Raw genomic sequence first — 23,812 nt, forward strand, 5'->3', positions numbered from 1 at the left:
CGGAGTGAAGCGCAGTGCCGGGATCCATCGTAGAATGCATCGCCCTGCGATGGATTCCGGGTTGCCCTTCGGCCGCCCGGGATGACGCGCGAGGGTGAGAGAACCCCATGCTTCCCTTCATCCTCCGCCGCCTGCTGACCGCGATCCCGACGCTGCTCGTGGTGGTGACGTTGTCGTTCTTCCTGATGCGCGTCGCACCGGGCGGGCCGTTCGACCTCGAGCAGCCGCTGGAGGCCAAGGTGATGGCGAACCTGCGCCGCATCTACCAGCTCGACCAGCCGCTCTACACGCAATACCTGACCTATCTCGGCGCGCTGCTCCGCGGCGATTTCGGCCCGTCCTTCTACTTCCGCGACTTCACCATCGCCGAGCTGTTCAGGCAGGGCCTGCCGGTCTCGATGCGGCTCGGCGCCTCGGCGCTGCTGCTGGCGCTCGCCATCGGCGGGCCGCTCGGCGTGCTCGCCGCCTTCCGCCAGAACCAGGGCGCCGACTATGCCGTGATGGGCTTCGCCACGGCCGGCATCACCATCCCGAATTTCGTCGTGGCGCCGGTGCTGCAGATCGTCTTCGGCCTGACGCTGGCCTGGCTCCCCGTCGCCGGCTGGAACGATGGCGCGGTGCGCAACACCATCCTGCCGATCGTGACGCTGGCCCTGCCGCAGATCGCCGTGATCGCGCGGATGACGCGGGCCTCGATGATCGAGACCTTGCGCGCCAACCATATCCGCACCTTGCGGGCGCAGGGGCTCCCGGCCACGACCATCGCACTGCACGCGCTGCGCGGCGCAGCCCTGCCGGTCGTGTCCTATCTCGGGCCGGCGGCGGCGGCGCTGCTGACCGGCTCGGTCGTGGTCGAGAACATCTTCGCCATTCCCGGCATCGGCCGCTATTTCGTCGAGGGCGCGCTCAACCGCGACTACACGCTGGTGATGGGCACGGTCGTCGTGGTCGCGATCTTCGTGCTCGCCTTCAACCTGGTCGTCGACCTCATCTATGCGCTGCTCGACCCGCGCGTCAGGCTGGGCTGAGCGATGAGCGACCAGGCCCTCGCCTCCCCGCCCATTGCCGGCCGCTCACTCTGGCAGGACGCAGCCACGAGGCTGCAGCGCAACCGCGCGGCGATGGCGAGCCTGATCGTGCTCGGCCTGATCGCGCTCGCCTGCCTGATCGGGCCGTGGCTGACCGGCCATGCCTATGACCACGCCTATCAGGACTATGTCCGCACGCCGGCGAGCTTCGAGAGCCGCCCGACGGCTGAGGCCATCCCGGCCGCCGTCCAGCGCGTCGCAGCCCGCATTCGCGCGACGCCAAGCGATATTGCGGTCAATGGCGACACCGTGCGGCTGACCCTGTCCGCGCCGCGGCCGATCGACCAGCGCCTGCTGGTCTATTTCGATCGCTCCGACATGTTCGGCACACCCAAAATTCTCGCCACCGCCGAGGACGGCCGCAGGCTTTCGCTGGAGGTCCCGGTCGAGCACCTTCGCTTCCTGTTCGGTACCGACGGCAATGGCCGCGACCTGCTCACCCGCACCCTGATCGCGGGCCGCGTCTCGCTCGCCATCGGCCTGCTCGCGACCGGGGTCGCGCTCGTCATCGGCGTCGTCTACGGCGCGGCGGCGGGCTATCTCGGCGGACGTATCGACATGCTGATGATGCGCATCGTCGACGTACTCTACGCCCTGCCCTTCATCTTCTTCGTCATCCTGCTCGTCGTGTTCTTCGGCCGGAACTTCGTCCTGATGTTTTTGGCCGTGGGCGCGATCGAATGGCTCGACATGGCCCGCATCGTCCGCGGCCAGACGCTCTCGATCAAGCGGCAGGACTACGTGCTGGCGGCCGAGGCGCTCGGCGTCCCGACGCGGGACATCCTCACGCGCCACATCATCCCCAACACGCTCGGGCCGGTGATCATCTATGTCACGCTGCTGGTGCCCAAGGTCATCCTGCTGGAGAGCTTCCTGTCCTTCCTCGGGCTCGGCGTGCAGGAGCCGATGACGAGCTGGGGCGTGCTGATCTCGGACGGGGCGAGAGCCATTGAGGGCGCAGCGTGGATGCTGGCCTTTCCGGCTGCTTTCCTGGTGACGACGCTGTTTGCGCTGAATTTTTTGGGCGACGGCCTGCGCGATGCGCTCGATCCAAGGGATCGCTGAGGTGGGAAGCAATCGTATCCGAGAAGGGCGCGGGATCCCCTCTCCCGTGTGGGAGAGGGTTCCCCGCGCCTCGGCCTCACAAGGTGGCGTCTGATGGCAGACGCCATCCTCGCCGTCCGAGACCTGCGCGTCCGCTTCCGCACCAATGACGGCATGGTCGAGGCCGTCAGCGGCATCGATCTCGACATCAACCCCGGCGAGTTCGTCGCCATCGTCGGCGAATCCGGCTCCGGCAAGAGCCAGAGCGTCATGGCCGCGATGGGGCTGCTCGCCAGCAATGGCGAGGCCACCGGCTCGGTGCGCTATCGCGGCACGGAGCTGCTCGGGCTGAAACCGGCCGCGCTCAACGCCTATCGCGGCCGCAAGCTCGCGATGATCTTCCAGGAGCCGATGACCTCGCTCGATCCGCTGTTCAGGATCGGCACGCAGATCGCGGCGCCCCTGCGCAGGCACCAGGGCCTGTCGCGGCAAGCGGCGCGGGCCCGGGCGCTGGAACTGCTGAAGCTCGTCCAAATTCCTCGCCCCGAAGCACGGCTCGACGCCTATCCACACGAGCTTTCCGGCGGCCAGCGCCAGCGGGTGATGATCGCGATGGCGCTGGCCAACGACCCGGACATCCTGATTGCCGACGAGCCGACCACGGCGCTCGACGTCACCATCGAAGCCGACATCCTCAACCTGATCGCCGACCTCCGGCAGCGGCTCGGCATGGCCGTGATCCTGATCAGCCACGACCTCGGACTGGTCCGGAGATATGCCGAGCGCGTCTATGTGATGAAGGATGGCGAGGTCGTCGAGAGCGGCCCGGCAGAGACGCTCTTCGCTGCCCCTGCCCACCCCTATACCCAGCAGCTCGTCGCTGCCGAGCCCGAGGGTCGCAAGCCGCCGGTGCCGCCCTATGCGCCGGTGCTGCTCGATGCCAAAAACATCCGCGTCTCGTTCGATCTTTCGCGTGGAATCTTCCGGCGCGAGCACTTCGTCCTGCATGCGGTCGACGGCGTCGACCTGACGCTCCGGCGCGGCCAGACCATCGGCATCGTCGGCGAATCCGGCTCGGGCAAATCGACGCTCGGCCGGGCGCTGCTGAAGCTGATGCCCTCCACCGGTACGATCCGCTTCGAGGACCGGGCACTGGAGCCGCTCGACCGCGCCGCGATGCGGCCGCTGCGGCGCAGCCTGCAGGCGGTGTTCCAGGACCCTTACGGCTCGCTCTCGCCGCGCATGACGGTGGGCGAGATCGTCGGCGAGGGGCTGCTGGTGCACGCGCCACAGCTCAACCGAGCCGAGCGCGACCGGCGCGCTGCCGAGGCGCTTGCCGAGGTCTCGCTCGACCCGGCCTTGCGCAACCGCTACCCGCACGAGTTCTCCGGCGGCCAGCGCCAGCGCATCGCGATCGCGCGCGCCATGATCCTGAACCCGGCGCTGGTCGTGCTGGACGAGCCGACCTCGGCGCTCGACCGCACCGTGCAGAAGAGCATCGTCGCGCTGCTCAAGGACATGCAGACGCGGCACGCGCTGTCCTATCTCTTCATCAGCCACGACCTCGCCGTGGTCCGCGCCATGGCAGATACGCTGATGGTGATGAAGGATGGGCGCGTGATCGAAGGTGGGCCGACGGAGGCGATCTTTGAGGCGCCGCGCGAGGCCTATACGCGCCGACTGCTCGCGGCTTCGATCAAGGAGGTGCGGGAGCCCTCTCCTGTAAGGAGAGGGTTGGGTGAGGTGTAGGCCGTTTGACGCCGCAGCCGTGACCTGACCGCCGTCCCCGCCGGGTTTCACTGGTGCTCTGGCCGACACCTCACCCTGCCCTCTCCTTACAGGAGAGGGTTCCCCGCGCCCTCGCGTGTTGAACTGCTCACCCGCGCCGACGTTGGTTCCACGTTAAGCCGCCATGCTCTAGGAAGGTGTGTTCCCCATGAAGAGACCGCACCGATGAGCCGCACCGTCTACGTCAATGGCGCCTATCTCCCCGAGGAAGACGCCAAGATCTCGATCTTCGACCGCAGCTTCATCTTCGGCGACGGCATCTACGAGGTTTCGGCCGTGATCGGCGGCAAGCTGGTCGATTGCGAGGCGCATCTGGCCCGGCTGGAGCGCTCCTGCGGCGAGATCAGGCTCGCCCTGCCCTGGTCGAAGGCCGAGCTGGTCGCGGTCCACGAGGAGCTGATCAAGCGCAACTCGCTCGACGAGGGCGGCATCTACCTGCAGGTCTCGCGCGGCGCCGCCGATCGCGACTTCGCCTTCCCGACTGACGCGACGCCGACGCTGGTGATGTTCACGCAGGAGCGCAACATGAGCAGCGCGCCGGCGGCCAAGACCGGCATCAAGGTCGTCTCCTGCCCGGACCTGCGCTGGGCCAGGCGCGACATCAAGAGCGTCAACCTGCTCGGGCCGGTGCTCGCCAAGCAGTTCGCCGCCGAGAGCGGCGCGCAGGAGGCCTGGCTGGTGGAGGACGGCGTCGTCACCGAAGGCGCCTCCTCGACCGCCTGGATCGTCAAGGGCAAGACGCTGATCTCGCGCCCGCTCTCCAACAAGGTCCTGCCCGGCATCACCCGCAAGGCGGTGCTGGCCTATATCGGCGAGACCGATTTCACCTTCGAGGAACGAACCTTCACGCTGGACGAGGCGCTCGACGCCGAGGAGGTCTTCATCACCTCCGCGACCAGCCTGGTGATGCCGGTGGTGCAGATCGACGGCCACACCATCCATAACGGTGCGCCCGGCCCGACGGCGATCAGGCTGCGCGAGATCTATCTCGACTTCGCCAAGAAGGGCGGCGCGCTGGGCTAGGCGCCCGCGCGCTCTCCCGCGACATAAGTCGCCACGACATTGCGCTCGTCGCCAAGCGTGACGAGCACAAAGAGCTCCTCCGCCAGGTCGCGCGCCGTCTCCAGCCGGTGCGCCATCACCCGCGTCGCGGCGGGGTCGAGCACGACGACATCCGCCTCCGTCCCCGGCTCCAGCGTGCCGATCAGGTGGTCGAGCCCGAGCGCGACGGCGTTGCCGCGGGTGATCGCATGCAGCGAGCCGAAGGCCGAGAGCGACTGCCCCTGCAATTGCAGGATCTTGTAGGCCTCGGCCATGGTCCGCAGCATCGAATAGCTGGTGCCGCCGCCGATATCGGTGGCGACGGCGACGCGCACGCATTCGCGCTTGGCGCGGGCCCAGTCGAACAGGCCGGAGCCAAGGAACAGGTTCGAGGTCGGGCAGAACACCGCGACTGCGCCGGCCTCGGCGAAGGCACGCCACTCGTGCTTGGTGTTGTGAATGCAATGGCCCATCAGGCTCTTGGCGCCGAGCAGGCCGAAATCCTGGTAGATGCCGGTATAATCGTCGGAATCGGGGTAAAGCTCACGGGCGAAGGCGATCTCGGCCTGGTTCTCGTTGATGTGGGTCTGGACGTAGCAATCGGGATGCTCGGCCGCGAGCTGGCCGGAGAGCCGCATCTGCTCCGGCGTCGAGGTCACGGCGAAGCGCGGCGTGATCGCGTAGAGCTGGCGGCCCCGGCCGTGCCAGCGCTCGATCAGCGCCTTGCTGTCGGCATAGCCAGTTTCGGCCGTGTCGGTCAGCGCCGCCGGGGCGTTGCGGTCCATCATCACCTTGCCGGCGATCATGCGGGTGTTGCGGCGCTCGGATTCGGCGAAGAAGGCCTCGGCCGATTGCGGATGGACCGAGCAATAGACCGCCGCGGTCGTGGTGCCGCTCGCCAGCAGCTCGTCGAGCAGGAAGCGCGTCAGCTTTTCGGGATGACCCTGCTGGGCCAGCTTCTGCTCCTCGACGAAGGTGTATTTGTTCAGCCACTCCATCAGCTGCGCGCCATAGGAGGCGATCACCTGGGTCTGCGGCATGTGCAGATGGGCGTCGATGAAGCCGGGCATGATCAGGTGCGGGCGATGATCGACGATCTCGGTGCCCGCCGGCAGCGTCGGCAGCAACTCGGCCGCTTCGCCAGTTGCCTGGATCATCCCGCCGGACAACACCAGCAAACCATCCTCGACATAGCGATGCGCCGCCTCGCCGGCCGTTTCCGGATCATCGACGAACCAGAGCAATCTGCCGCGAAGGGCGCGAATGGTGGCTTTCTCGGTCACGGGCGCGGCTCCGGCTTAAATCGAGGTCATATCTGCACTAAATCAAAGCTTTCGGCCAAGCGCCGAACATGCCTAATCTGCAGGCATGACATCGTTTCAGCGGTCAAGCCGCCATGCGTGAGAGATTGCGCTTCTATTTCGGCGACAAGCTGGTCGAGATCGCGGCCTGCGATCCGACGCTGACGCTGCTCGACTGGCTGCGGCTGGAACGGCGCAAGACCGGCAGCAAGGAAGGCTGCGCCGAGGGCGATTGCGGCGCCTGCACCGTCGTGATCGGCCGGCTCGACCAGGGCCGGCTGCGCTACGAGGCGATCAACGCCTGCATCCGCTTCCTGCCGACGCTGGACGGCTGCCATCTGCTCACGGTGGAGCACCTGAAGGCCGAGAACGGCGCGCTGCATCCGGTGCAGCAGGCGCTGGTCGATTGCCACGGCTCGCAATGCGGCTTCTGCACGCCGGGCTTCGTGATGTCGCTGTTTGCGCTCTGGCTGAACGAGCCGAACCCGAGCGTGGCTCGGATCGAGGACGCGCTGGCGGGCAATCTCTGCCGCTGCACCGGCTATGAGCCGATCATCCAGGCGGCGCAGCGCCTCTACGAGCGGACGAACCGCCGGGGCGACCCCTTCGCGCTGAAGGCCTCGGCGATGACGGAGCGGCTGCGCGATCTGGCAGACGGCGAGACGCTTTCGCTCGGCGACGGCACGCGCCGCTTCTTCGCGCCTGCGACAGTCGGCGCCCTGGCCGATCTCGTCAGCGCTCACCCGCAGGCCGTGCTGGTCGCGGGAGCGACCGATGTCGGGCTCTGGGTCACCAAGGGCATGCAGCAGCCGGACGCCGTGATCTATCTCGGCCGGCTCGACGAGTTGCGCGGCATCTCCGACGAGGGCGGCCATCTGCGCCTCGGCGCGATGGTCAACCATATCGACACCCGCACGGCGCTGGCCGCGCTCTCTCCGCAGCTCGACGAGTTGATGCGGCGCTTCGGCGGTGAGCAGGTGCGCAATGCCGGCACGATCGGTGGCAACATCGCCAATGGCTCGCCGATCGGCGACCTGCCGCCGGCCCTGATCGCGCTCGGCGCGACGCTGGTATTGGTGCGAAAAACGCCCTCCAGCCCTCATCCTGAGGAGCCGCGTAGCGGCGTCTCGAAGGATGTTCCAGAGGCCACTGGAGCATCCTTCGAGACGCGCTCTGCGAGCGCTCCTCAGGATGAGGGCTCGGGTGGGATCGAGCGTAGGAAAATCCTCCTCGAAAGCTTCTTCCTCGACTATCGCAAGCAGGACCGGAAACCGGGCGAATTCGTCGAGGCCGTGCTGGTGCCGAAGCTGCCGGGCGATGCGCTGTTCCACATCTCAAAAATCTCGAAGCGCTTCGACGAGGATATCTCGGCGCTATGCGGCGCCTTCCTGCTGCGGCGGGATACGAGCGGAAAAATCAGCGAGGCGCGGCTCGCCTATGGCGGCATGGCCGGCATTCCGAAGCGCGCGGCGGCAACTGAGGCGGCGCTGATCGGGCGCGACTGGGACGAGGCTGCGGTATCGGCCGCCATCGCCGCCCTGCCCCAGGATTTCACGCCGCTGACCGACATGCGCGCCTCGGCCGGCTACCGGCTCAAGGTCGCCGGCAACCTGCTCAGGCGCTTCCTGATCGAAACCACGGAACCAGCGGTCGAGACCCGCGTCGCCGGCCTGCTCGCGGAGGCCGCCCATGGCTGACGCTCGCAAGCGGCTGGAGATGGAAACACGGCGCGGCCCGATCGGCAGCGCCAGCCCACACGACTCGGCTGCCAAGCAGGTCGCGGGCGAAGCCATCTATATCGATGATATCGCCGAGCCCGCCGGGCTGGTCCATGCCTGCCTCGGCCTCGCCCAGATCGCGCATGGCAGGCTGATCTCGCTCGACCTCGCGCCCGTGCGCGCGGCTTCTGGCGTGCTCGCGGTGCTGACGGCGGAGGATATTCCCGGCGCCAACGACATCTCCTCGACCCATCGCCATGACGAGCCAGTCTTCGCGACGGAAACGATCCTGCATCACGGCCAGCCGCTCTTCGCGGTGGTGGCCGTGACGCGCGATCAGGCACGGCGGGCGGCGATGCTGGCGAAAGCCGTCTACGAGGAGGCCAAGCCCAATCTGGACGTCGCCGCGGCGCGCGCTGCCGGCGGCGATCTCGTCACCGATCCGCTCAAGCTCGAACGCGGCGATGTCGCGGGCGCGCTTGCCGCCAGCCCGCGCCGGCTGAAGGGCTCGATGGCGATCGGCGGGCAGGACCATTTCTACCTGGAAGGCCAGATCGCACTCGCCATCCCCGGCGAGGACGAGGACATGCTGGTGCATTCCTCGACCCAGCATCCGAGCGAGGTCCAGCACATGGTCGCCGCCGTGCTTGGCGTCGGCTCGCATGCGGTGACGATCGAGGTCCGGCGCATGGGCGGCGGCTTCGGCGGCAAGGAGACACAATCCAATCTCTTCGCCGTCGTCGCGGCGCTCGCGGCCCGCAAGCTGAAGCGGCCGGTCAAGCTCAGGCCCGACCGCGACGACGACATGGTGATCACCGGCAAGCGCCACGACTTCGTCTGCGACTACGAGATTGGCTTCGACGACGCGGGCCATATCCTGGCGGTCGATGCGGTCTATGCGGCGCGCTGCGGCTGGAACGCCGACCTCTCCGGCCCGGTCACGGACCGCGCCTTGTTCCACATGGATAATTGCTATTTCTACCCGGCGGTAAGAGGCCGCTCCGAGCCGCTGCGCACGCATACCGTCTCGAACACCGCCTTCCGCGGCTTCGGCGGGCCGCAGGGCATGGTCGGGGCCGAGCGCTTCATCGAGGAGGTCGCCTATGCGACCGGGCTCGACCCGCTCGAGGTGCGCAAGCGCAATCTCTATGGCGATGCGGGCCGGGACGTCACGCCCTATCACCAGCAGGTCGAGGACAACATCGCCGGCCATGTCATCGCCGAACTGGAGCGCAGTTGCGATTACCGGGCCCGGCAGGCAGCGATCCGCGAGGTCAACCGCACGAGCAAGGTGATCAAGCGGGGCATCGCGCTGACGCCGGTCAAGTTCGGCATCTCCTTCACCGCGACCTGGTACAATCAGGCGGGAGCGCTGGTGCATGTCTATACCGACGGCACGGTCATGCTGAACCATGGCGGCACCGAGATGGGCCAGGGGCTCTACATCAAGGTGGCGCAGGTCGTGGCGCACTCGTTCGGCATCCCTCTCGACCAGGTCAAGATCACGGCGACCACGACCGGCAAGGTGCCGAACACCTCGGCCACCGCGGCCTCCTCCGGCTCCGACCTCAACGGCATGGCGGCGCTCGACGCCTGCGAGACGATCAAGCAGCGGCTGACCGCCTTCGCCGCCGAACGCTGGCAGGTAGCGCCGGAAGCCGTCGCGTTCCTGCCCGGCTGCGTCAGGATCGGCGCGCAGGAGATGAGCTTCGCCGAGCTCGTGGCCGCCGCCTATATGGGCCGCGTCCAGCTCTCGGCGACCGGCTTCTACGCGACGCCAAAAATCCATTGGGACCGCAAGGCCGGGCGCGGCCATCCGTTCTACTATTTCGCCTATGGGGCGGCGGCAGCCGAGGTCGCGATCGATACGCTGACCGGCGAGTACAAGGTCGAGCGCGTCGACATCCTGCATGATTGCGGCACGTCGCTGAACCCGGCGATCGACAAGGGCCAGATCGAGGGCGGCTTCATCCAGGGCATGGGCTGGCTCACGACCGAGGAACTGGTCTGGGACGAGAAGGGCCGGCTGCGCACCCACGCGCCCTCGACCTACAAGATTCCCGTCGCCTCCGACCGGCCCCGCATCTTCAACGTCGCATTGCTGGAGAACGCGCCGAACCGCGAGCCGACGATCCACCGCTCCAAGGCGGTCGGCGAGCCGCCGCTGATGCTGGCGATCAGCGTGCTGCACGCGCTCTCGGATGCGGTGGCGAGCGTGGGGGACTATCGAGTGTGCCCGAGGCTGGACGCTCCGGCGACGCCGGAGCGGGTGCTGGATGCGGTCGAGCGGGTGCGGGCGGAGGCGGCGCCATGACCTCCCTCTCCGCCTTCCTCGACATGCATCTTTCCGAAGGCGCGATCCTCGTCCGCATCGAGACGGCCGAGGGTTCGACTCCGCGCGAGGCCGGCGCGACCATGATCGTCATGGCAAAAGCCAGCGCCGGCACGATTGGCGGCGGGCAGCTCGAATTCCACTGCCTCGACATCGCCCGCGAGATGCTGGCGAGCGGCAAGGCTGCGCGAATTCTCGACATCCCGCTCGGCCCGCAAATGGGCCAGTGCTGCGGCGGGCGGGTTCGCGTCACGTTGGAGCAGGCGACACCAGTCCATGTCGAGAGCCTGCGCGCCGCCGAGGCGGAACATCAGGCGGCGCGGCCCGCCGTGCTGATTTTCGGTGCGGGCCATACCGGCCGGGCGCTGGCGGAGACGCTGGCGCGCCTGCCCTTCGCCGTGACCCTGATCGACGATCGCGACGATCAGATGGACGGGCTGCCGGCCGGGATCGCCTGCCTCCGGCTCGACGACCCCGCCGAGATGATCAACGACGCCCCGCGCGGCGCGGCCTTCATCATCCTCACCCATAGCCACGCGCTCGACTATCGCCTGGCCGAGGCCGCATTGCTGCGCTCCGACGCCGCTTATGTCGGCATGATCGGCTCGGCGACCAAGCGCGCCCGCTTCGCCGCGAGCTTCCGGCGGCGTCATCCGGCGAGCCCCGCGCTCGCCGGCCTGACCTGCCCGATCGGCGGGGACGATGTGGACGACAAGCGGCCCGAGGTCATCGCCGCCTTGACGGCGGCCGAGCTGGTGCGTTGCTTGCTTGCCCATAGGCAGGCGTCCGAACTGGACCGAAAACGATCAGGGAGGAAGGGCTGGGGATGACGGCGTCGCCGCGTGACAGGACGGATGCGCCGCCGCGTCTGGCGCTGTCGCACATCTCCAAGAGCTTTCCGGGCGTGAAGGCGAACGAGGATATCAGCCTCAGCGTTCGGCCGGGCGAGATCCACGCCCTGCTCGGCGAGAACGGTGCCGGCAAATCGACCCTGGTCAAGATCATCTACGGCGTGCAGCAGGCCGATGCCGGCACCATCGCCTGGAATGGCGACATCGTCTCGATCCCCTCGCCCAAGGCGGCGCGACGGCTCGGCATCGGCATGGTCTTCCAGCATTTCTCGCTGTTCGACGCGATGACCGTGATCGAGAACATCGCGCTGGGGCTCGACGAGGCGGTCGACCGCGACGAATTGAAGGCGCGCGTCGCCAAGGTGCTGGAGAGCTATTCGCTGCCGCTCGATCCCGAGCGCGAGGTCCACACGCTCTCGGTCGGCGAGCGCCAGCGCATCGAGATCGTGCGCTGCCTGCTGCAGAAGCCCAAGCTGCTGATCATGGACGAGCCGACCTCGGTGCTGACGCCGCAGGAGGTCGAACGGCTGTTCGAGACGCTCCGGCAGATCGCCTCCGAGGGCTGCTCGATCCTCTACATCAGCCACAAGCTGCATGAGATCAAAGCCCTGTGCGACACCGCCACGATCCTGCGCGGCGGCAAGGTGGTCGCGGCCTGCGATCCGAAGGTCGAGACGACCCGGCGCATGGCCGAGCTGATGATCGGCGCCGACCTGAAGCAGATCGAGGGCGCCCATGGCGGCAAGGTGGGGAGTTCCCGCCTAACCGCCTCCAGCCTTTCGATGCCGGGCGAGCCGCCCTTCGGCACCAATCTGAAAGAGGTCTCCTTCGAGGCGCGGGCGGGCGAGATCCTCGGCATCGCGGGTGTCGCCGGCAATGGCCAGGCCGAATTGCTGACGGCTCTCTCGGGCGAGCGGCTGGCAGCGAGCCCGGCCATGATCCAGCTCGACGGCAAGCCGGTCGGATGCGCCGGAGCCGGCCAGCGCCGCGCCGCCGGCCTCGCCTGCGTGCCCGAGGAGCGCAACGGCCATGCCGCGGTGCCCGATTTCTCGCTGGCCGAGAACGCCGTGCTGACGGCGCGCTACCGGCTGCCGCTGGCGCCGCAGGGCTTCATCCGGCTCGGCGCCGTCAGGCGTTTCGCCCAGGCCGTGATCGGGCGCTTCGACGTGCGCACCACCGGCCCGGCCGCGCCGGCGCGTGCGCTCTCGGGCGGCAATCTGCAGAAGTTCATCATGGGCCGCGAGATCGGCCAGGAGCCGGGCGTGCTCGTCGTCTCGCAGCCGACCTGGGGCGTCGACGCCGGCGCCGCGGCCGCGATCAGGCAGGCGCTGGTCGATCTGGCGGCGCGGGGCTCGGCCGTCGTGGTGATCTCGCAGGATCTCGACGAATTGCTCGAGCTGGCCGACCGGCTTTGCGTCATCAACGAAGGCAGGCTCTCGGCGCCGCGCGCCGTCGCCGACCTCAAGATCGAGGAGATCGGCCTGATGATGGGCGGCATCCATGGTGCCGGCCAGGCGGCGGAGGTGGCAGCCCATGCATAACTCTTCAGCCAAGCAGGCAGAGACGCCGGGAACCCCTCCCCCTTGTGGGGAGGGGCAGGGGTGGGGGGCGAAAAGTCGGAGCGACCGGCTGAGAATTTCCGCCGTTTCGTTGATACAAGTAGCACCGCACCCAGTCGCTCGCCCCCCATCCCCCTACCCTTCCCCACAAGGGGGAAGGGTGGAGCCATTCCCCCCAGAGTCGCGCGGAGGCGCCCGTGCTTGAATGGCGCCGCCGCCGCGAGCCGAGCAAGGCGATGCTCTATCTGAGCCCGCTGATCGCGATCGCGCTGACCATGCTTACTGGCACGATCGTCTTCACCGCCATGGGCTATGACGGCCTGACTGCCGTCTACGACTTCTTCCTGCTGCCGCTGCTCGAGCCGCAGCGCTGGCCCGATCTCGGCGTCAAGGCCGCGCCGCTGGTGATGATCGCGCTCGGCCTCGCCATCGGCTTCCGCGCCAATGTCTGGAACATCGGCGCCGAGGGCCAGTATGTCATGGGCGCCATCGCCGGCACCGGCGTCGCGCTCGCGACCTACGACATGACCGGCTGGTGGATCCTGCCCGCGATGGCGCTGGCCGGCGTGCTCGGCGGCATGGCCTGGGCGGCGATCCCGGCGCTGCTGCGCACGAAGCTCCAGGTCAGCGAGATCCTGACCAGCCTGATGCTGACCTATGTCGCGATCCAGGCGCTGTATTATCTCGTACGCGGCCCGTGGAAGGACCCGGACGGCTTCAACTTCCCGCAGACGCGGATGTTCACGCCCGACCAGACCCTGCCGGCCATGACCGAGGGCTCGCTCGTCCATCTCGGCATCCCGCTGGCGCTGGTCATCGCCGTCATCGCCTGGCTGGTGATGGAGAAGACGACGGCCGGCTTCGCCGTGAAGGTCGTCGGCCTGGCGCCGGCAGCGGCGCGCCATGGCGGCTTCAGCGCCGAGCGCACGACCTGGCTGACGCTGCTGACCGGCGGCGGGCTCGCGGGGCTCGCAGGGCTGTTCGAGGCTGCCGGCCCCTTCGGCCAGCTCACGCCGCAATTCCCGGTCGGTTACGGCTTCACCGCGATCATCGTCGCCTTCCTCGGCCGGCTGCACCCGCTCGGCATCGTCTTCGGCGGCATCGTGCTGGCCGCGACCTATGTCGGCGGCGAGGTGGCGCAGACGACGGTGAAGCTGCCGCAGGCCGCGACCGGCATGTTCCAGGCGCTGCTGCTGTTCTTCCTGCTCGCGACCAACGTGCTGATCACCTACCGGATCGGCCTGAAGGCGAGGCCGGCATGAGGAGGAGGCAGCGCCATACCCTCCCCGTCATTGCGAGCGCAGCGAAGCAATCCAGGGGCCTCACGCACTCCCTCTGGATTGCTTCGTCGGCTGCGCCTCCTCGCAATGACGGATTGGCCTCCCCGGAGAGGGAAACGCCATGAGCGACACGATCCTCGTCTCGATCATCATGACGCTGGTCGCGGCCTCGACGCCGATATTGCTGGCGGCGCTGGGCGAGCTCGTCGTCGAGAAGTCGGGCGTGCTCAACCTCGGCGTCGAGGGCATGATGCTGACCGGCGCGGTCGCCGGCTTCGCCGTGTCCCTGACCACCGGCAGCCTGGCTCTCGGGCTCGTCGCCGCCGTGCTGGCCGGCATTGCCACGGCGATGGTCTTCGCCGTGCTGACGCTGAGCCTGACCGCCAACCAGGTCGCGACCGGGCTGGCGCTGACCATCTTCGGCATCGGCGCCTCGTCGCTGATCGGCGCCGGCTTCGTCGGCCGCACGATCACGCGGCTCGGGCCAATCTTCCCGGCGGCGCTGTCGGAGCATCCCGGGCTGCGGGCGATCTTCGGCCACGACATCGTCGTCTATCTCTCGCTCGCGCTGGTCGCCGGCGTCAGCTGGTTCCTGCGCAGCACGCGGCCGGGCCTGATCCTGCGCGCGGTAGGCGAGAACGACGCTTCGGCCCATGCGATCGGCTACCCCGTCATCGCCATCCGCTATGGTGCGATCGCCTTCGGCGGGGCGCTGGCAGGCCTGGGCGGCGCCTATTTCTCGCTGGCGCTGACGCCGATGTGGGCGGACAGGCTGACCGCCGGCCGCGGCTGGATCGCGCTCGCGCTCGTCGTCTTCGCCGCCTGGAAGCCGGGCCGGCTGCTGCTCGGTGCCTATCTCTTCGGCGCGGTGATGACCTTCGAATTGCAGGCCAAGGCGGCCGGCATCAGCTGGCTCGCGCCGGAGGTGCTGGCCATGGCCCCCTACCTTGCGACGATTGCGGTTCTGACCATGATGTCGCTAGGACGGAAGACCGGTCGGCTCGATGCGCCGGCCTGCCTCGGCAAACCTTTCTCGGCGTCGTGACGCCCAACCACAACGGGGACCGCAAATGACCAGCATCATCACCCGCCGCAGGTTCAATTTCGGCGCTGCCGCCGCTGCCGCGACCACGCCGCTGCTCGGGCACTCCGCCTCGGCGCAGGCGCCTGTCGGCATCGGCTTCATCTATGTCGGCCCCGTCGGCGACCATGGCTGGACCTGGACGCATGACCAGGGCCGCAAGGCGCTGGAGGCGCATTTCGGCAGCAAGATCAAGACGAGCTTCCTCGAGAACGTCGCCGAGGGCCCGGATGCGGCGCGCGCCATCCGCCAGCTCGCGCAGGCCGGCAACCAGATCATCTTCACGACCTCGTTCGGCTTCATGAACCCGACCATCCAGGTCGCCAAGCAGTTCCCGAAGCTGAAGTTCGAGCACGCCACCGGCTATCAGCGCACTGAGAATGTCGCGACCTATAATGCCCGCTTCTACGAGGGCCGCGCCGTGATCGGCACCATCGCCGGCCACATGTCCAAGAGCGGCCAGGCCGGCTACATCGCCTCCTTCCCGATTCCGGAGGTGGTGATGGGCATCAACGCCTTCACGCTCGCCGCCCGCAAGGTGAACCCGAACTTCAAGACCAAGGTGATCTGGGCCTCGACCTGGTACGACCCGGCCAAGGAGGCCGACGCCGCCAAGGCGCTGATCGACCAGGGCGCCGACATGATCACCCAGCACACCGACTCCGCCGCTGCCCTGCAGGCGGCGGAGCAGCGCGGCGTCTTCGCCTTCGGCCAGGCCTCGGACATGAGCTCCTTCGCCCCCAAGGCGCATCTCTCGGCGATCGTCGACGACTGGTCGGGCTATTACATCAAGCGCGTCCAGGAGGTGATCGACGACAAGTGGAAGTCGGGCGACGTCTGGGGCGGCATCAAGGACGGCTTCGTCAAGCTCGCGCCCTATAACGCGGCGGTGACGCCGGCGGCGCGCGCCGCGGCGGATGCGGTCAAGGACGGCATCGTCTCCGGCAAGCTCCACCCGTTCACCGGCGAGCTCAAGGACCAGAAGGGCGTGGTGCGCGTCAAGGCGGGCGAGACCGCGCCGGACGAGGTGCTGGCCAAGATGGATTGGTACATCGACGGCGTGCAGGCGTAAGGCGTCATCCCGTGCGCGCTGCGGCGCGAAGTGCCGCTGCGCAGACACGGGACCGCATGACGAGAAGGCGCCCTTTCTGAACGGTCCCCGGAAGGGGCGCCCTATTCTGAGGACGGTCCCGCATCTGCGCAGCAGCATTGCATGCTGCGGCGCGTGCGGGATGACAGAGGGCAAAATTCCTCTCTCCGAACCCCTTGCAGATATTTTAAGCTTGAAACAATATGCCTTCGTCGCGTGATGGAGAGGGTGAGGGTCCCCTGTCGCGCAGTCGCTTTCTCGCTCGTCCCGGGAGGACATCGGACATGACACTCAAATACGCATTGTCGCTCAGTGCGGGCCTGCTCGCGCTCGGGATTGCCGGCGCGCAGGCGCAGGAGCCGCTGAAGATCGGCGTCGTCAGCGTTCTCACCGGGCCGCAGGCGGCGCTCGGCCAGCAGGTGCGCGACGGCTTCCAGCTCTCGGTCGACCAGCTCGGCGGCAAGTTCGGAGGACGGCCGGTGCAGATCACCGTGATCGACGACGAGCTCAAGCCCGACGTCGCCGTCAGCAAGGTCCGCAGCTATATCGAGAGCGGCAAGGTCGACTTCGTCGTCGGGCCGGTCTTCTCCAACATCCTCGGCGCCATCGCCAAGCCGGTGCTCGATTCCGGCGCCTTCCTGATCAGCCCGAATGCCGGCCCGTCGACGCTTGCCGGCAAGGCCTGCAACCAGAACTTCTTCGTGACCTCGTACCAGAACGACCAGGTCCACGAAGTGCTCGGCAAGTATGCGCAGGACCAAGGCTTCAAGAAAGCCTACATCATGGCGCCGAACTACCAGGCGGGTAAGGACTCGCTCGCCGGCTTCAAGAACTATTTCAAGGGTGAAATAGTCGACGAGGTCTATGTCCCGCTGACCCAGCTCGACTTCTCGGCCGAGCTCGCCAAGATCGCCGCCGCCAAGCCCGACGTCGTGTTCGCCTTCATGCCGGGCGGGCTCGGCGTCAACCTGGTCAAGCAATGGTCGCAGGCCGGCCTGACCGGCAAGATCCCGTTCCTCTCCGCGTTCACGGTCGATGAATCGACCCTCCCGGCGCAGCAGGATGCGGCTATCGGCCTGTTCGGCGGCATGACCTGGGCGCCCAACATGGACAACCCGCAGACGAAGAAGTTCGTCGCGGACTACGAGGCCGCCTACAAGATCGTGCCCGGCTCCTATGCCCAGCAGGCCTACGACGCCGGCCTGCTGATCGACTCGGCGCTGAAGGCGACGAAGGGCGACACCTCCGACAAGGACAAGCTGCGCGCCGCGATCAAGAAGGCCGACTTCACCTCGCTGCGCGGCAAGTTCAAGTTCAACACCAACGGCTTCCCGATCCAGGACTTCTACCTGGTCAAGGTCGCCAAGCGGCCGGACGGCAAGTTCCAGACCGAGATCGCCCAGAAGGTGTTTTCGGACTACGCCGACCCGCACGCGAAGGATTGCGGCCTCAAGTAAGGCAACCGAACCGCGGGGAACCCCTCTCCTGTAAGGAGAGGGGCAGGGGTGAGGTGTAGGCCGTTGGACGGTTGAGCGGCGACCTGACCGCCGCCGTGATTGCGAGCGTAGCGAAGCAATCCAGACTGTTCCGCTTGGCGGCCCCTGGATTGCTTCGCTGCGCTCGCAATGACGGAGAGAGCACTCGGTTCAGCCTCGCTGGTGTTCTGGCCTACACCTCACCCTGCCCTCTCCTTACAGGAGAGGGTTCCCCGCGCTCATCCGGCAACGCCAACTCAAGCCATGACCACCAGCCTCCTCATCGTCCAGATCCTGAACGGGCTCCAGCTCGGCATCCTGCTGTTTCTGGTGGCGGCGGGGCTGACGCTGGTCTTCGGCGTGATGGACTTCATCAACCTGGCGCATGGCGTGCAGTACATGCTCGGCGCCTATCTCGCCGTGACCTTCGTCGGGCTGACCGGGAGCTTCGGGCTCGGCCTGGCGCTGGCATTGGCGGCGGCGCTGGTGATCGGGCTGGCGCTGGAATTCCTCGTCTTCCGACACCTCTACGAACGAGACCATCTCGACCAGGTGCTGGCGACCTTCGGGCTGATCCTGCTGCTGAACCAGGGCGTCAAGATCGTCTGGGGCGCCGCCCCCCTCTCCGTCCCGGTGCCCGCGTTCCTCTCCGGCTCGGTGCAGCTGATGGATGGCATCCTCTACCCCGTCTACCGCTTCGCGCTGATCGGCGCAGGGCTCGGGGTCGGCGGGCTGCTCTGGTTCATCGTCGAGAAGACCCGCACCGGCATGCTGCTGCGCGCCGGCGCCTCGAATGCGGCGATGGTCTCGGCGCTCGGCGTCGACATCCGCCAGCTCTTCATGATCGTCTTCGCCTTCGGCACGATGCTGGCGGGCTTCGCTGGGGCGATGGCGGCGCCGATCCTCTCGGTCGAGCCCGGCATGGGCGACACCGTGCTGATCCTCGCCTTCGTCGTCATCGTGGTTGGCGGCATCGGCTCGATCCGCGGCGCCTTCGTCGGCGCGCTGATCGTCGGCCTCGTCGACACGCTCGGCCGCTCCTTCATGAACGACCTGCTGCGCCTGTTCATGAGCGCACCCTCGGCGCGGGCAACCGGCGCGGCCCTGTCCTCGATGCTGATCTACCTGGTGATGGCGATCGTGCTGTTCGTGCGGCCGGAAGGGCTGTTGCCCTCCAAGGGCCGGACATGAGCACGGCCGGCGCCATCGCCGAGACGCCGGCGGTCGCGACGCCGCTGCCGAAGCGCCGCCCCGTCATCGCGCTCGTGCTGTTCGTCCTGCTGGCGCTGATCCCGGTTGCGACCGCGCTCGGCCTGCCCTCGCATTGGCTCTCCCTGGTGACGCGGGCGATGATCTTCGCCATCGCGGCGCTCTCGCTCGATCTCATCCTCGGCGTCGGCGGGCTGGTCTCGTTCGGCCATGCCGCCTTCATCGGCATCGGCGCCTACGTGACCGGGATCATGATCACCGAGGGCAGGCCGGAGGCGCTGCTCGCCCTGCCCTTGATCCTCGTCGCCTGCGCCGTCTTCGCGGCGGTCACCGGCGCGGTCTCGCTGCGCACGCGCGGCGTCGCCTTCATCATGATCACGCTCGCCTTCGGCCAGATGGGCTTCTTCCTGGCGCAGGCGCTCTCGGCCTATGGCGGCGATGACGGCCTGACGCTGGCCGAGCGCAGCACGGTGCTGGGCTTCGACGTCTTCGCCAATCGCACCCGCTTCTTCTACATCGTGCTGGCCGCGCTCGCCGGCTGCTACGCGCTGGTCAGCATCATCGTCGCCTCGCGCTTCGGGCGGGTGCTCAGGGCCTCGCGCGAGAACGCCACCCGCGTCACCGTGACCGGCTATGACGTCGGCCGCGTCAGGCTGATCGCCTATGTGATCAGCGGCATGATCGCGGGGCTCTCCGGCTTCTTCCTCGCCAACCAGACCGAGTTCGTCAGCCCGGCCTTCATGTCCTGGCAGCGCTCGGGCGAGCTGATCTTCATGGTCGTGCTCGGCGGCACCGGCTCGCTGCACGGCGCGGTCATCGGCGCGCTTGCCTATCTCTTCACCGAAGAAATCCTGTCCGGCCTAGGCGAATACTGGCGCGGCATCTTTGGAACATATCTGCTATTCGGCTTTGATCTGCGTATCGCCGCAGAACACTGGAAGGCGATCTTCGGGCCGCTGATCGTGCTCTTCGTGCTGTTCACGCGCGGCGGCATCGTCGGCATCATCAGCAAGCTCGGCCGGCGTCATGACTGAGCCGGTCCTCGTCCTCGATGGCGTCCAGAAGTCCTTCGGCGCGCTGAAGGTGACCGATGGCGTCAGCCTCGCAGTTGCGCCCGGCGAGTTGCACGCGCTGATCGGCCCCAATGGCGCCGGCAAGACCACGCTCGTCCACCAGATCTCCGGCATGCTCCGGCCCGATACCGGCACGGTTCGCTTCCGCGGCCACGACATCACCACGCTCTCGCCGGAGAAGCGGGCACGTGCGGGGCTTGCCCGCACCTTCCAGATCACCTCGACCATCGCCTCTCTGTCGGTGCTGGAGAACGTGGCGCTGAGCGTGCAGGCGCGCGCAGCGCATCCGCTCGCCCTCTTCCGCAACGCCGCGCGCGACGAGCGCCTGAACGGTCCGGCCTGGGCGGCGATCGAGGCCGTCGGTCTGGCGGAGCGCGCCCATGTCCCGGCCGGCCGCCTCTCGCATGGCGAAAAGCGCGCGCTCGAGATCGCCATGGCGCTGACGCTGGAGCCGGCTGCGATCCTGCTCGACGAGCCGCTTGCAGGCGTCGGCCGCGAGGAAGGCGAGCGGCTGATCTCGCTGCTGAAGAGCCTGAAGGGCCGCTACGCCATGTTGCTTGTCGAGCACGACATGGAGGCGGTCTTCGCGCTCGCCGACAAGGTCAGCGTGCTCGTCTATGGCCGCGTCATCGCCTCGGGCGACCCCGCTGTCGTCCGCGCCGATCCGGCGGTGCGCGAAGCCTATCTCGGCGAGGAGGGCTGAGATGCTCGTCGTCGAGAACCTCGATGCCGGCTATGGCGAGGCGCAGATCCTGTTCGGGGTCGGCCTCACCATCAACGAGGGCGAGGTCGTCACCCTGCTCGGCCGCAACGGCATGGGCAAGACCACGACGATCCGCGCCATCATGGGGCTGATCCATCCCAAGGCCGGCCGCGTCAGCGTCGCCGGCCAGGATCTCACCGGCGCGGCACCGTTCAAGATCGCGCAGGCTGGCATCGGGCTGGTGCCGGAGGGGCGCCAGATCTTCCCGACGCTCAGCGTCGAGGAGAACCTGATCGCCACCGCCGCCAGCCGCTTCGGCCGGAAGCGCTGGGACATCGAGCGCATCTACGCCTTCTTCCCGCGCCTGAAGGAGCGGCGCACCAATCGCGGCAACCAACTCTCCGGCGGCGAGCAGCAGATGCTCGCGATCGGCCGCGCGCTGATGACCAATCCAAAACTCGTCATTCTCGACGAGGCGACCGAGGGGCTCGCGCCGATCATCCGGCAGGAGATCTGGTCCTGCCTCGCGGCGCTCAAGGCCGAGGGCGAGTCGATCCTCGTCATCGACAAGAATGTCGACGCCCTGGCCAAGATCGCCGATCGTCATATCGTGCTGGAGAAGGGCCGCGTCGTCTGGCGCGGCTCCAGCGACGACCTGCGCAGCGACAGCGCGGTCAAGGACCGCTTCCTGCATCTGTAACTTTTTGTTTTAACGCATTTTCTTCACGCGAACCGGTATCCACTTCGCTCGAAAATGCTCTTAGGAGAACCATCATGATGAAGCCGCTGACCGCCGGCGTGACCAAGGCCAATCAGGGGATCGACGGCATCTCCTGGAACATCCTGGGCCAGACCTATGTGCCGAAGACGCTGAGCGCCGACAGCTTCTCCTGGCACGCGACCTTCCCGCCCGGCACCTTCGTGCCGCCGCATATCCACCCGACGCAGGACGAGTTCATCTACCTGCTGGAGGGAAGGCTCGACCTCGTGCTCGACGGCGAGGAATCGCACGCGACCGCCGGAGACCTGATCCGCCTGCCCCGCAACGTCCCGCACGGGCTCTTCAACAAGAGCGATGCAACCGTGAAGTGCCTGTTCTGGGTTGCGCCGACCGGACGGCTCTACGACCTGTTCTGGGCGATCCATTCGATGCCGGAGCAGAACCCGGCCGAGGTCGTGGCGCTGTCGGCTAAGTACGAGATCGACTTTCTGCCGCCACCGCCCGACGGTGCGTGATGCGTTAAGGTTAAGCCAAGGTTAAGGCTGCAATCGCCCCGTCGTTGGGCGATAAGCGCGCATAGGTTGCATGACGCAGAGATCGCGCAGCCGAAGCGGGGGCCTCCTTTCATGACGACCGAACGCCGCAAGATGCCGCGCCAGCGCACGCTGCTGGGCGGCCGTATCGTCTTCAACCAGCGCCGCGCGACGCTCGACTGCGTCGTGCGCAACTTCTCGGATGCCGGCGCCTTGATCCTGCTCTCCGACGCCGTCGCCCTGCCCTCCGCCTTCGATCTGGAGATCGACCACAAGCAGCGCTCCTATGGCGCGCGCATCCGCTGGCGCAATGGCGAGCGCATCGGCCTCGTCTTCGCAGATCAGGCCGCGACTGACGCGGAGATCGTGCCGCTCGACATCGCCCGGCGCCTCAGGATGTGCGAGCAGAACAACGCTCAGCTCAAGGCGCGCATCGCGCAGCTGAGCCAGGCCGGCTGATTGTCCCCAGCCCTCATCCTGAGGAGCCGCGGAGCGGCGTCTCGAAGGATGAGGGCTGTGGTTCCGATAAGCGCTCAGCGCTTCCTGGCCAATTGCTCCGGCGCGAAGCCGGCCTTGCCCGCATAGGATTTCACGATCGCCTCGCGCCTGGCGTAGCTCATCACCCGCTCGACATCGTCGAAGCCGTTTGGCGCCAGCGCCTCGACCGCGTCGATGACCCGCTCCGGCCCGCCGACACGGTTCATCGCGACGATCTCGGCCGTCGCCGGCAGGCGTTCCGCTTCATAGGCCGCGAGTGCCTGGCGCGGATGCTCGGCGCGTACCAGCGCGTCGGCGAGCGCGCGGGCATCGAGGATCGCCTGCGAGGCGCCGTTCGAGCCGACCGGATACATCGGATGGGCGGCATCGCCGAGCAGGGTGACGCGGCCATGGGTCCAGCGCGGCAGCGGGTCGCGGTCGCACATCGGATAGTCCCAGAAGCCGGGCGAGGCCTGGATCAGGGCGAGGATGTCGATGCCAGGCACGGTGAAGCGGCGCGCATAGGGCAGCACGTCCTCGAGCCGGCCGGGCTTCGACCAGGCCTCCTTCGGCGGCGGCTTGGCCGGGTCGCCGGTGCGGATGTTGACCACCCAGTTGGTCAGGCGCGTGCCGGGCCTGGAGCCGGCCGCGATCGGGTAGAGCACCAGCTTGCCGGCCATGCCGCCGGCGATGATCATGCTCTCGCCATCGAGGAAAACCGGCCAGTCGCAGGCGCCGCGCCACATCTGCACGCCATTCCAGCGCGGCGAGCCCTGGTTCGGGAAATAATGGCCGCGTACGGTCGAGTGGATGCCGTCGGCGGCGATGAGCACATCGGCGCGAGCCGTCTCGCCCGCCTCGCCGCGACGGGAATCGGCGAAATAGGCGGTGACGCCGCCCTCGTCCTGCATGAAGCCCTGCAGGCGGCGCCCCGTGCGCAGCGCGTCAGCGCCGAGCCGCTCGACCACCGCGTCGCGGATCACGCCCTGCAACCTGCCGCGATGGATCGAGAATTGCGGCACCGGCGCGCCGGCATGCAAGCCCCGCGGCTCGCGCCAGACGGTTTGGCCGAAACGGTTCATGTAGATGAGTTCACGGGTGCGGATCGCGACCGCGTCGAGCGCCGGCAGCAGGCCGAGTTCCGCCAGTTCCCTGATCGCGTGCGGCAAGGTGTTGATGCCGACGCCGACCTCGCGGATCTCGCTCGACTGCTCGTAGACCGTGGCGGCGATCCCGCGCGCATGCAGCATCAGCGCCAGCGTCAGCCCGCCGATCCCGCCCCCTGCGATGACAACCTGCATGCGTCTCGACCCCCGATATATTTTAAGCTTGAAATAATAGGCGGAGGCTTGTCAATCGCCTCTTGGGCCGCCGTTTAACCCTCAATTGCATGGGAACGAAGCGGATTGCTGTGCGTATCTAGGGCCGATGCCACCGTTTTTTTGGCG

At 67.6% G+C, this 23,812-nt stretch carries 20 protein-coding genes; 18 read left to right on the plus strand and 2 right to left on the minus strand.

Features of this window, described 5'->3' with window-relative positions; all coding sequences use genetic code 11:
- Window positions 1-107 precede the first annotated feature (107 nt).
- The 4 genes from DWF00_RS06660 to DWF00_RS06675 all read left to right on the plus strand — a co-directional run bounded on the left by DWF00_RS06660 (window position 108) and on the right by DWF00_RS06675 (window position 4,943).
- Window positions 108-1,028 carry an ABC transporter permease subunit gene (locus DWF00_RS06660; RefSeq protein ID WP_114830647.1) on the plus strand — a complete coding sequence of 307 codons (921 nt, stop codon included), beginning with the start codon at window positions 108-110 and terminating at the stop codon, window positions 1,026-1,028.
- A 3-nt stretch (window positions 1,029-1,031) separates the two neighbouring features.
- The gene (locus DWF00_RS06665) at window positions 1,032-2,153 is read left to right on the plus strand and encodes an ABC transporter permease subunit (RefSeq protein WP_114830648.1); all 1,122 of its coding nucleotides are present in this window, start codon (window positions 1,032-1,034) and stop codon (window positions 2,151-2,153) included.
- 93 nt (window positions 2,154-2,246) lie between these two features.
- Window positions 2,247-3,881 (plus strand): ABC transporter ATP-binding protein, encoded by a 1,635-nt coding sequence (locus DWF00_RS06670; protein WP_114830649.1) that lies wholly within the window; start codon window positions 2,247-2,249, stop codon window positions 3,879-3,881.
- 204 nt (window positions 3,882-4,085) lie between these two features.
- The gene (locus DWF00_RS06675) at window positions 4,086-4,943 is read left to right on the plus strand and encodes a D-amino-acid transaminase (protein ID WP_114830650.1); all 858 of its coding nucleotides are present in this window, start codon (window positions 4,086-4,088) and stop codon (window positions 4,941-4,943) included.
- Here DWF00_RS06675 and guaD read toward each other — a convergent pair.
- Window positions 4,940-6,244 carry a guanine deaminase gene (guaD, locus tag DWF00_RS06680; protein WP_245973770.1) on the minus strand — a complete coding sequence of 435 codons (1,305 nt, stop codon included), beginning with the start codon at window positions 6,242-6,244 and terminating at the stop codon, window positions 4,940-4,942. The genes DWF00_RS06675 and guaD overlap by 4 nt on opposite strands.
- 113 nt (window positions 6,245-6,357) lie before the next feature.
- Between guaD and DWF00_RS29680 the strand changes: the two genes are divergently transcribed.
- From DWF00_RS29680 to DWF00_RS06750, 14 genes are all read left to right on the plus strand, one after another.
- On the plus strand, window positions 6,358-7,959 hold the full coding sequence (locus tag DWF00_RS29680; protein ID WP_210207906.1) for a xanthine dehydrogenase small subunit: 1,602 nt from the start codon (window positions 6,358-6,360) through the stop codon (window positions 7,957-7,959).
- Window positions 7,952-10,294 carry a xanthine dehydrogenase molybdopterin binding subunit gene (gene xdhB / locus DWF00_RS06690; protein WP_114830651.1) on the plus strand — a complete coding sequence of 781 codons (2,343 nt, stop codon included), beginning with the start codon at window positions 7,952-7,954 and terminating at the stop codon, window positions 10,292-10,294. The genes DWF00_RS29680 and xdhB overlap by 8 nt, the downstream gene beginning before the upstream one ends.
- Window positions 10,291-11,142, plus strand: a complete 852-nt coding sequence (xdhC, locus tag DWF00_RS06695) for a xanthine dehydrogenase accessory protein XdhC (protein ID WP_114830652.1) — start codon at window positions 10,291-10,293, stop codon at window positions 11,140-11,142. Before xdhB ends, xdhC begins: the two co-directional genes overlap by 4 nt.
- Window positions 11,139-12,704, plus strand: coding sequence for an ABC transporter ATP-binding protein (locus DWF00_RS06700; RefSeq protein WP_114830653.1), 1,566 nt, complete (start codon window positions 11,139-11,141; stop codon window positions 12,702-12,704). The genes xdhC and DWF00_RS06700 overlap by 4 nt, the downstream gene beginning before the upstream one ends.
- Window positions 12,705-12,958: 254 nt before the next feature.
- The gene (locus tag DWF00_RS06705; protein WP_114830722.1) at window positions 12,959-13,984 is read left to right on the plus strand and encodes an ABC transporter permease; all 1,026 of its coding nucleotides are present in this window, start codon (window positions 12,959-12,961) and stop codon (window positions 13,982-13,984) included.
- A 139-nt stretch (window positions 13,985-14,123) separates the two neighbouring features.
- Window positions 14,124-15,047, plus strand: a complete 924-nt coding sequence (locus DWF00_RS06710; RefSeq protein ID WP_114830654.1) for an ABC transporter permease — start codon at window positions 14,124-14,126, stop codon at window positions 15,045-15,047.
- Window positions 15,048-15,072: 25 nt separating this feature from the next.
- Window positions 15,073-16,155, plus strand: a complete 1,083-nt coding sequence (locus tag DWF00_RS06715) for a BMP family ABC transporter substrate-binding protein (protein ID WP_114830655.1) — start codon at window positions 15,073-15,075, stop codon at window positions 16,153-16,155.
- A 302-nt stretch (window positions 16,156-16,457) separates the two neighbouring features.
- The gene (locus tag DWF00_RS06720; protein ID WP_114830656.1) at window positions 16,458-17,630 is read left to right on the plus strand and encodes an ABC transporter substrate-binding protein; all 1,173 of its coding nucleotides are present in this window, start codon (window positions 16,458-16,460) and stop codon (window positions 17,628-17,630) included.
- A 282-nt stretch (window positions 17,631-17,912) separates the two neighbouring features.
- Window positions 17,913-18,839, plus strand: a complete 927-nt coding sequence (locus DWF00_RS06725) for a branched-chain amino acid ABC transporter permease (RefSeq protein ID WP_114830657.1) — start codon at window positions 17,913-17,915, stop codon at window positions 18,837-18,839.
- Window positions 18,836-19,891: a branched-chain amino acid ABC transporter permease gene (locus tag DWF00_RS06730; RefSeq protein ID WP_114830658.1), complete on the plus strand. Its 1,056-nt coding sequence runs from the start codon at window positions 18,836-18,838 to the stop codon at window positions 19,889-19,891. The genes DWF00_RS06725 and DWF00_RS06730 overlap by 4 nt, the downstream gene beginning before the upstream one ends.
- Window positions 19,884-20,633, plus strand: coding sequence for an ABC transporter ATP-binding protein (locus tag DWF00_RS06735; protein WP_114830659.1), 750 nt, complete (start codon window positions 19,884-19,886; stop codon window positions 20,631-20,633). Before DWF00_RS06730 ends, DWF00_RS06735 begins: the two co-directional genes overlap by 8 nt.
- Window position 20,634: 1 nt before the next feature.
- On the plus strand, window positions 20,635-21,333 hold the full coding sequence (locus tag DWF00_RS06740; protein ID WP_114830660.1) for an ABC transporter ATP-binding protein: 699 nt from the start codon (window positions 20,635-20,637) through the stop codon (window positions 21,331-21,333).
- A 77-nt stretch (window positions 21,334-21,410) separates the two neighbouring features.
- Window positions 21,411-21,869, plus strand: a complete 459-nt coding sequence (locus DWF00_RS06745; protein ID WP_114830723.1) for a cupin domain-containing protein — start codon at window positions 21,411-21,413, stop codon at window positions 21,867-21,869.
- A 111-nt stretch (window positions 21,870-21,980) separates the two neighbouring features.
- Window positions 21,981-22,346, plus strand: a complete 366-nt coding sequence (locus DWF00_RS06750) for a PilZ domain-containing protein (protein ID WP_114830661.1) — start codon at window positions 21,981-21,983, stop codon at window positions 22,344-22,346.
- Window positions 22,347-22,420: 74 nt separating this feature from the next.
- On the opposite strand, the gene DWF00_RS06755 is transcribed toward DWF00_RS06750, so the two are convergent.
- Window positions 22,421-23,665, minus strand: coding sequence for a flavin-dependent oxidoreductase (locus tag DWF00_RS06755; protein ID WP_114830662.1), 1,245 nt, complete (start codon window positions 23,663-23,665; stop codon window positions 22,421-22,423).
- Window positions 23,666-23,812 lie beyond the last annotated feature (147 nt).

Origin of the sequence: Allobosea caraganae (assembly GCF_003351345.1) — a bacterium.
In the GTDB taxonomy this organism is placed as follows: Bacteria; Pseudomonadota; Alphaproteobacteria; order Rhizobiales; family Beijerinckiaceae; genus Allobosea; species Allobosea caraganae.

What these genes read in the sequence shown, in the direction of transcription:
- DWF00_RS06740 (WP_114830660.1), top strand. Translation starts at nt 20,635, where the DNA reads ATGCTCGTCGTCGAGAACCTCGATGCCGGCTATGGCGAGGCGCAGATC.
- DWF00_RS06665 (WP_114830648.1), top strand. Translation starts at nt 1,032, where the DNA reads ATGAGCGACCAGGCCCTCGCCTCCCCGCCCATTGCCGGCCGCTCACTC.
- DWF00_RS06730 (WP_114830658.1), top strand. Translation starts at nt 18,836, where the DNA reads ATGAGCACGGCCGGCGCCATCGCCGAGACGCCGGCGGTCGCGACGCCG.
- DWF00_RS06670 (WP_114830649.1), top strand. Translation starts at nt 2,247, where the DNA reads ATGGCAGACGCCATCCTCGCCGTCCGAGACCTGCGCGTCCGCTTCCGC.
- DWF00_RS06710 (WP_114830654.1), top strand. Translation starts at nt 14,124, where the DNA reads ATGAGCGACACGATCCTCGTCTCGATCATCATGACGCTGGTCGCGGCC.
- DWF00_RS06735 (WP_114830659.1), top strand. Translation starts at nt 19,884, where the DNA reads ATGACTGAGCCGGTCCTCGTCCTCGATGGCGTCCAGAAGTCCTTCGGC.
- DWF00_RS06755 (WP_114830662.1), bottom strand. Translation starts at nt 23,665, where the DNA reads ATGCAGGTTGTCATCGCAGGGGGCGGGATCGGCGGGCTGACGCTGGCG.
- DWF00_RS06705 (WP_114830722.1), top strand. Translation starts at nt 12,959, where the DNA reads ATGCTCTATCTGAGCCCGCTGATCGCGATCGCGCTGACCATGCTTACT.
- DWF00_RS29680 (WP_210207906.1), top strand. Translation starts at nt 6,358, where the DNA reads ATGCGTGAGAGATTGCGCTTCTATTTCGGCGACAAGCTGGTCGAGATC.
- DWF00_RS06745 (WP_114830723.1), top strand. Translation starts at nt 21,411, where the DNA reads ATGAAGCCGCTGACCGCCGGCGTGACCAAGGCCAATCAGGGGATCGAC.
- DWF00_RS06700 (WP_114830653.1), top strand. Translation starts at nt 11,139, where the DNA reads ATGACGGCGTCGCCGCGTGACAGGACGGATGCGCCGCCGCGTCTGGCG.
- DWF00_RS06720 (WP_114830656.1), top strand. Translation starts at nt 16,458, where the DNA reads ATGACACTCAAATACGCATTGTCGCTCAGTGCGGGCCTGCTCGCGCTC.
- xdhC (WP_114830652.1), top strand. Translation starts at nt 10,291, where the DNA reads ATGACCTCCCTCTCCGCCTTCCTCGACATGCATCTTTCCGAAGGCGCG.
- xdhB (WP_114830651.1), top strand. Translation starts at nt 7,952, where the DNA reads ATGGCTGACGCTCGCAAGCGGCTGGAGATGGAAACACGGCGCGGCCCG.
- DWF00_RS06750 (WP_114830661.1), top strand. Translation starts at nt 21,981, where the DNA reads ATGACGACCGAACGCCGCAAGATGCCGCGCCAGCGCACGCTGCTGGGC.
- DWF00_RS06660 (WP_114830647.1), top strand. Translation starts at nt 108, where the DNA reads ATGCTTCCCTTCATCCTCCGCCGCCTGCTGACCGCGATCCCGACGCTG.
- DWF00_RS06715 (WP_114830655.1), top strand. Translation starts at nt 15,073, where the DNA reads ATGACCAGCATCATCACCCGCCGCAGGTTCAATTTCGGCGCTGCCGCC.
- DWF00_RS06675 (WP_114830650.1), top strand. Translation starts at nt 4,086, where the DNA reads ATGAGCCGCACCGTCTACGTCAATGGCGCCTATCTCCCCGAGGAAGAC.
- DWF00_RS06725 (WP_114830657.1), top strand. Translation starts at nt 17,913, where the DNA reads ATGACCACCAGCCTCCTCATCGTCCAGATCCTGAACGGGCTCCAGCTC.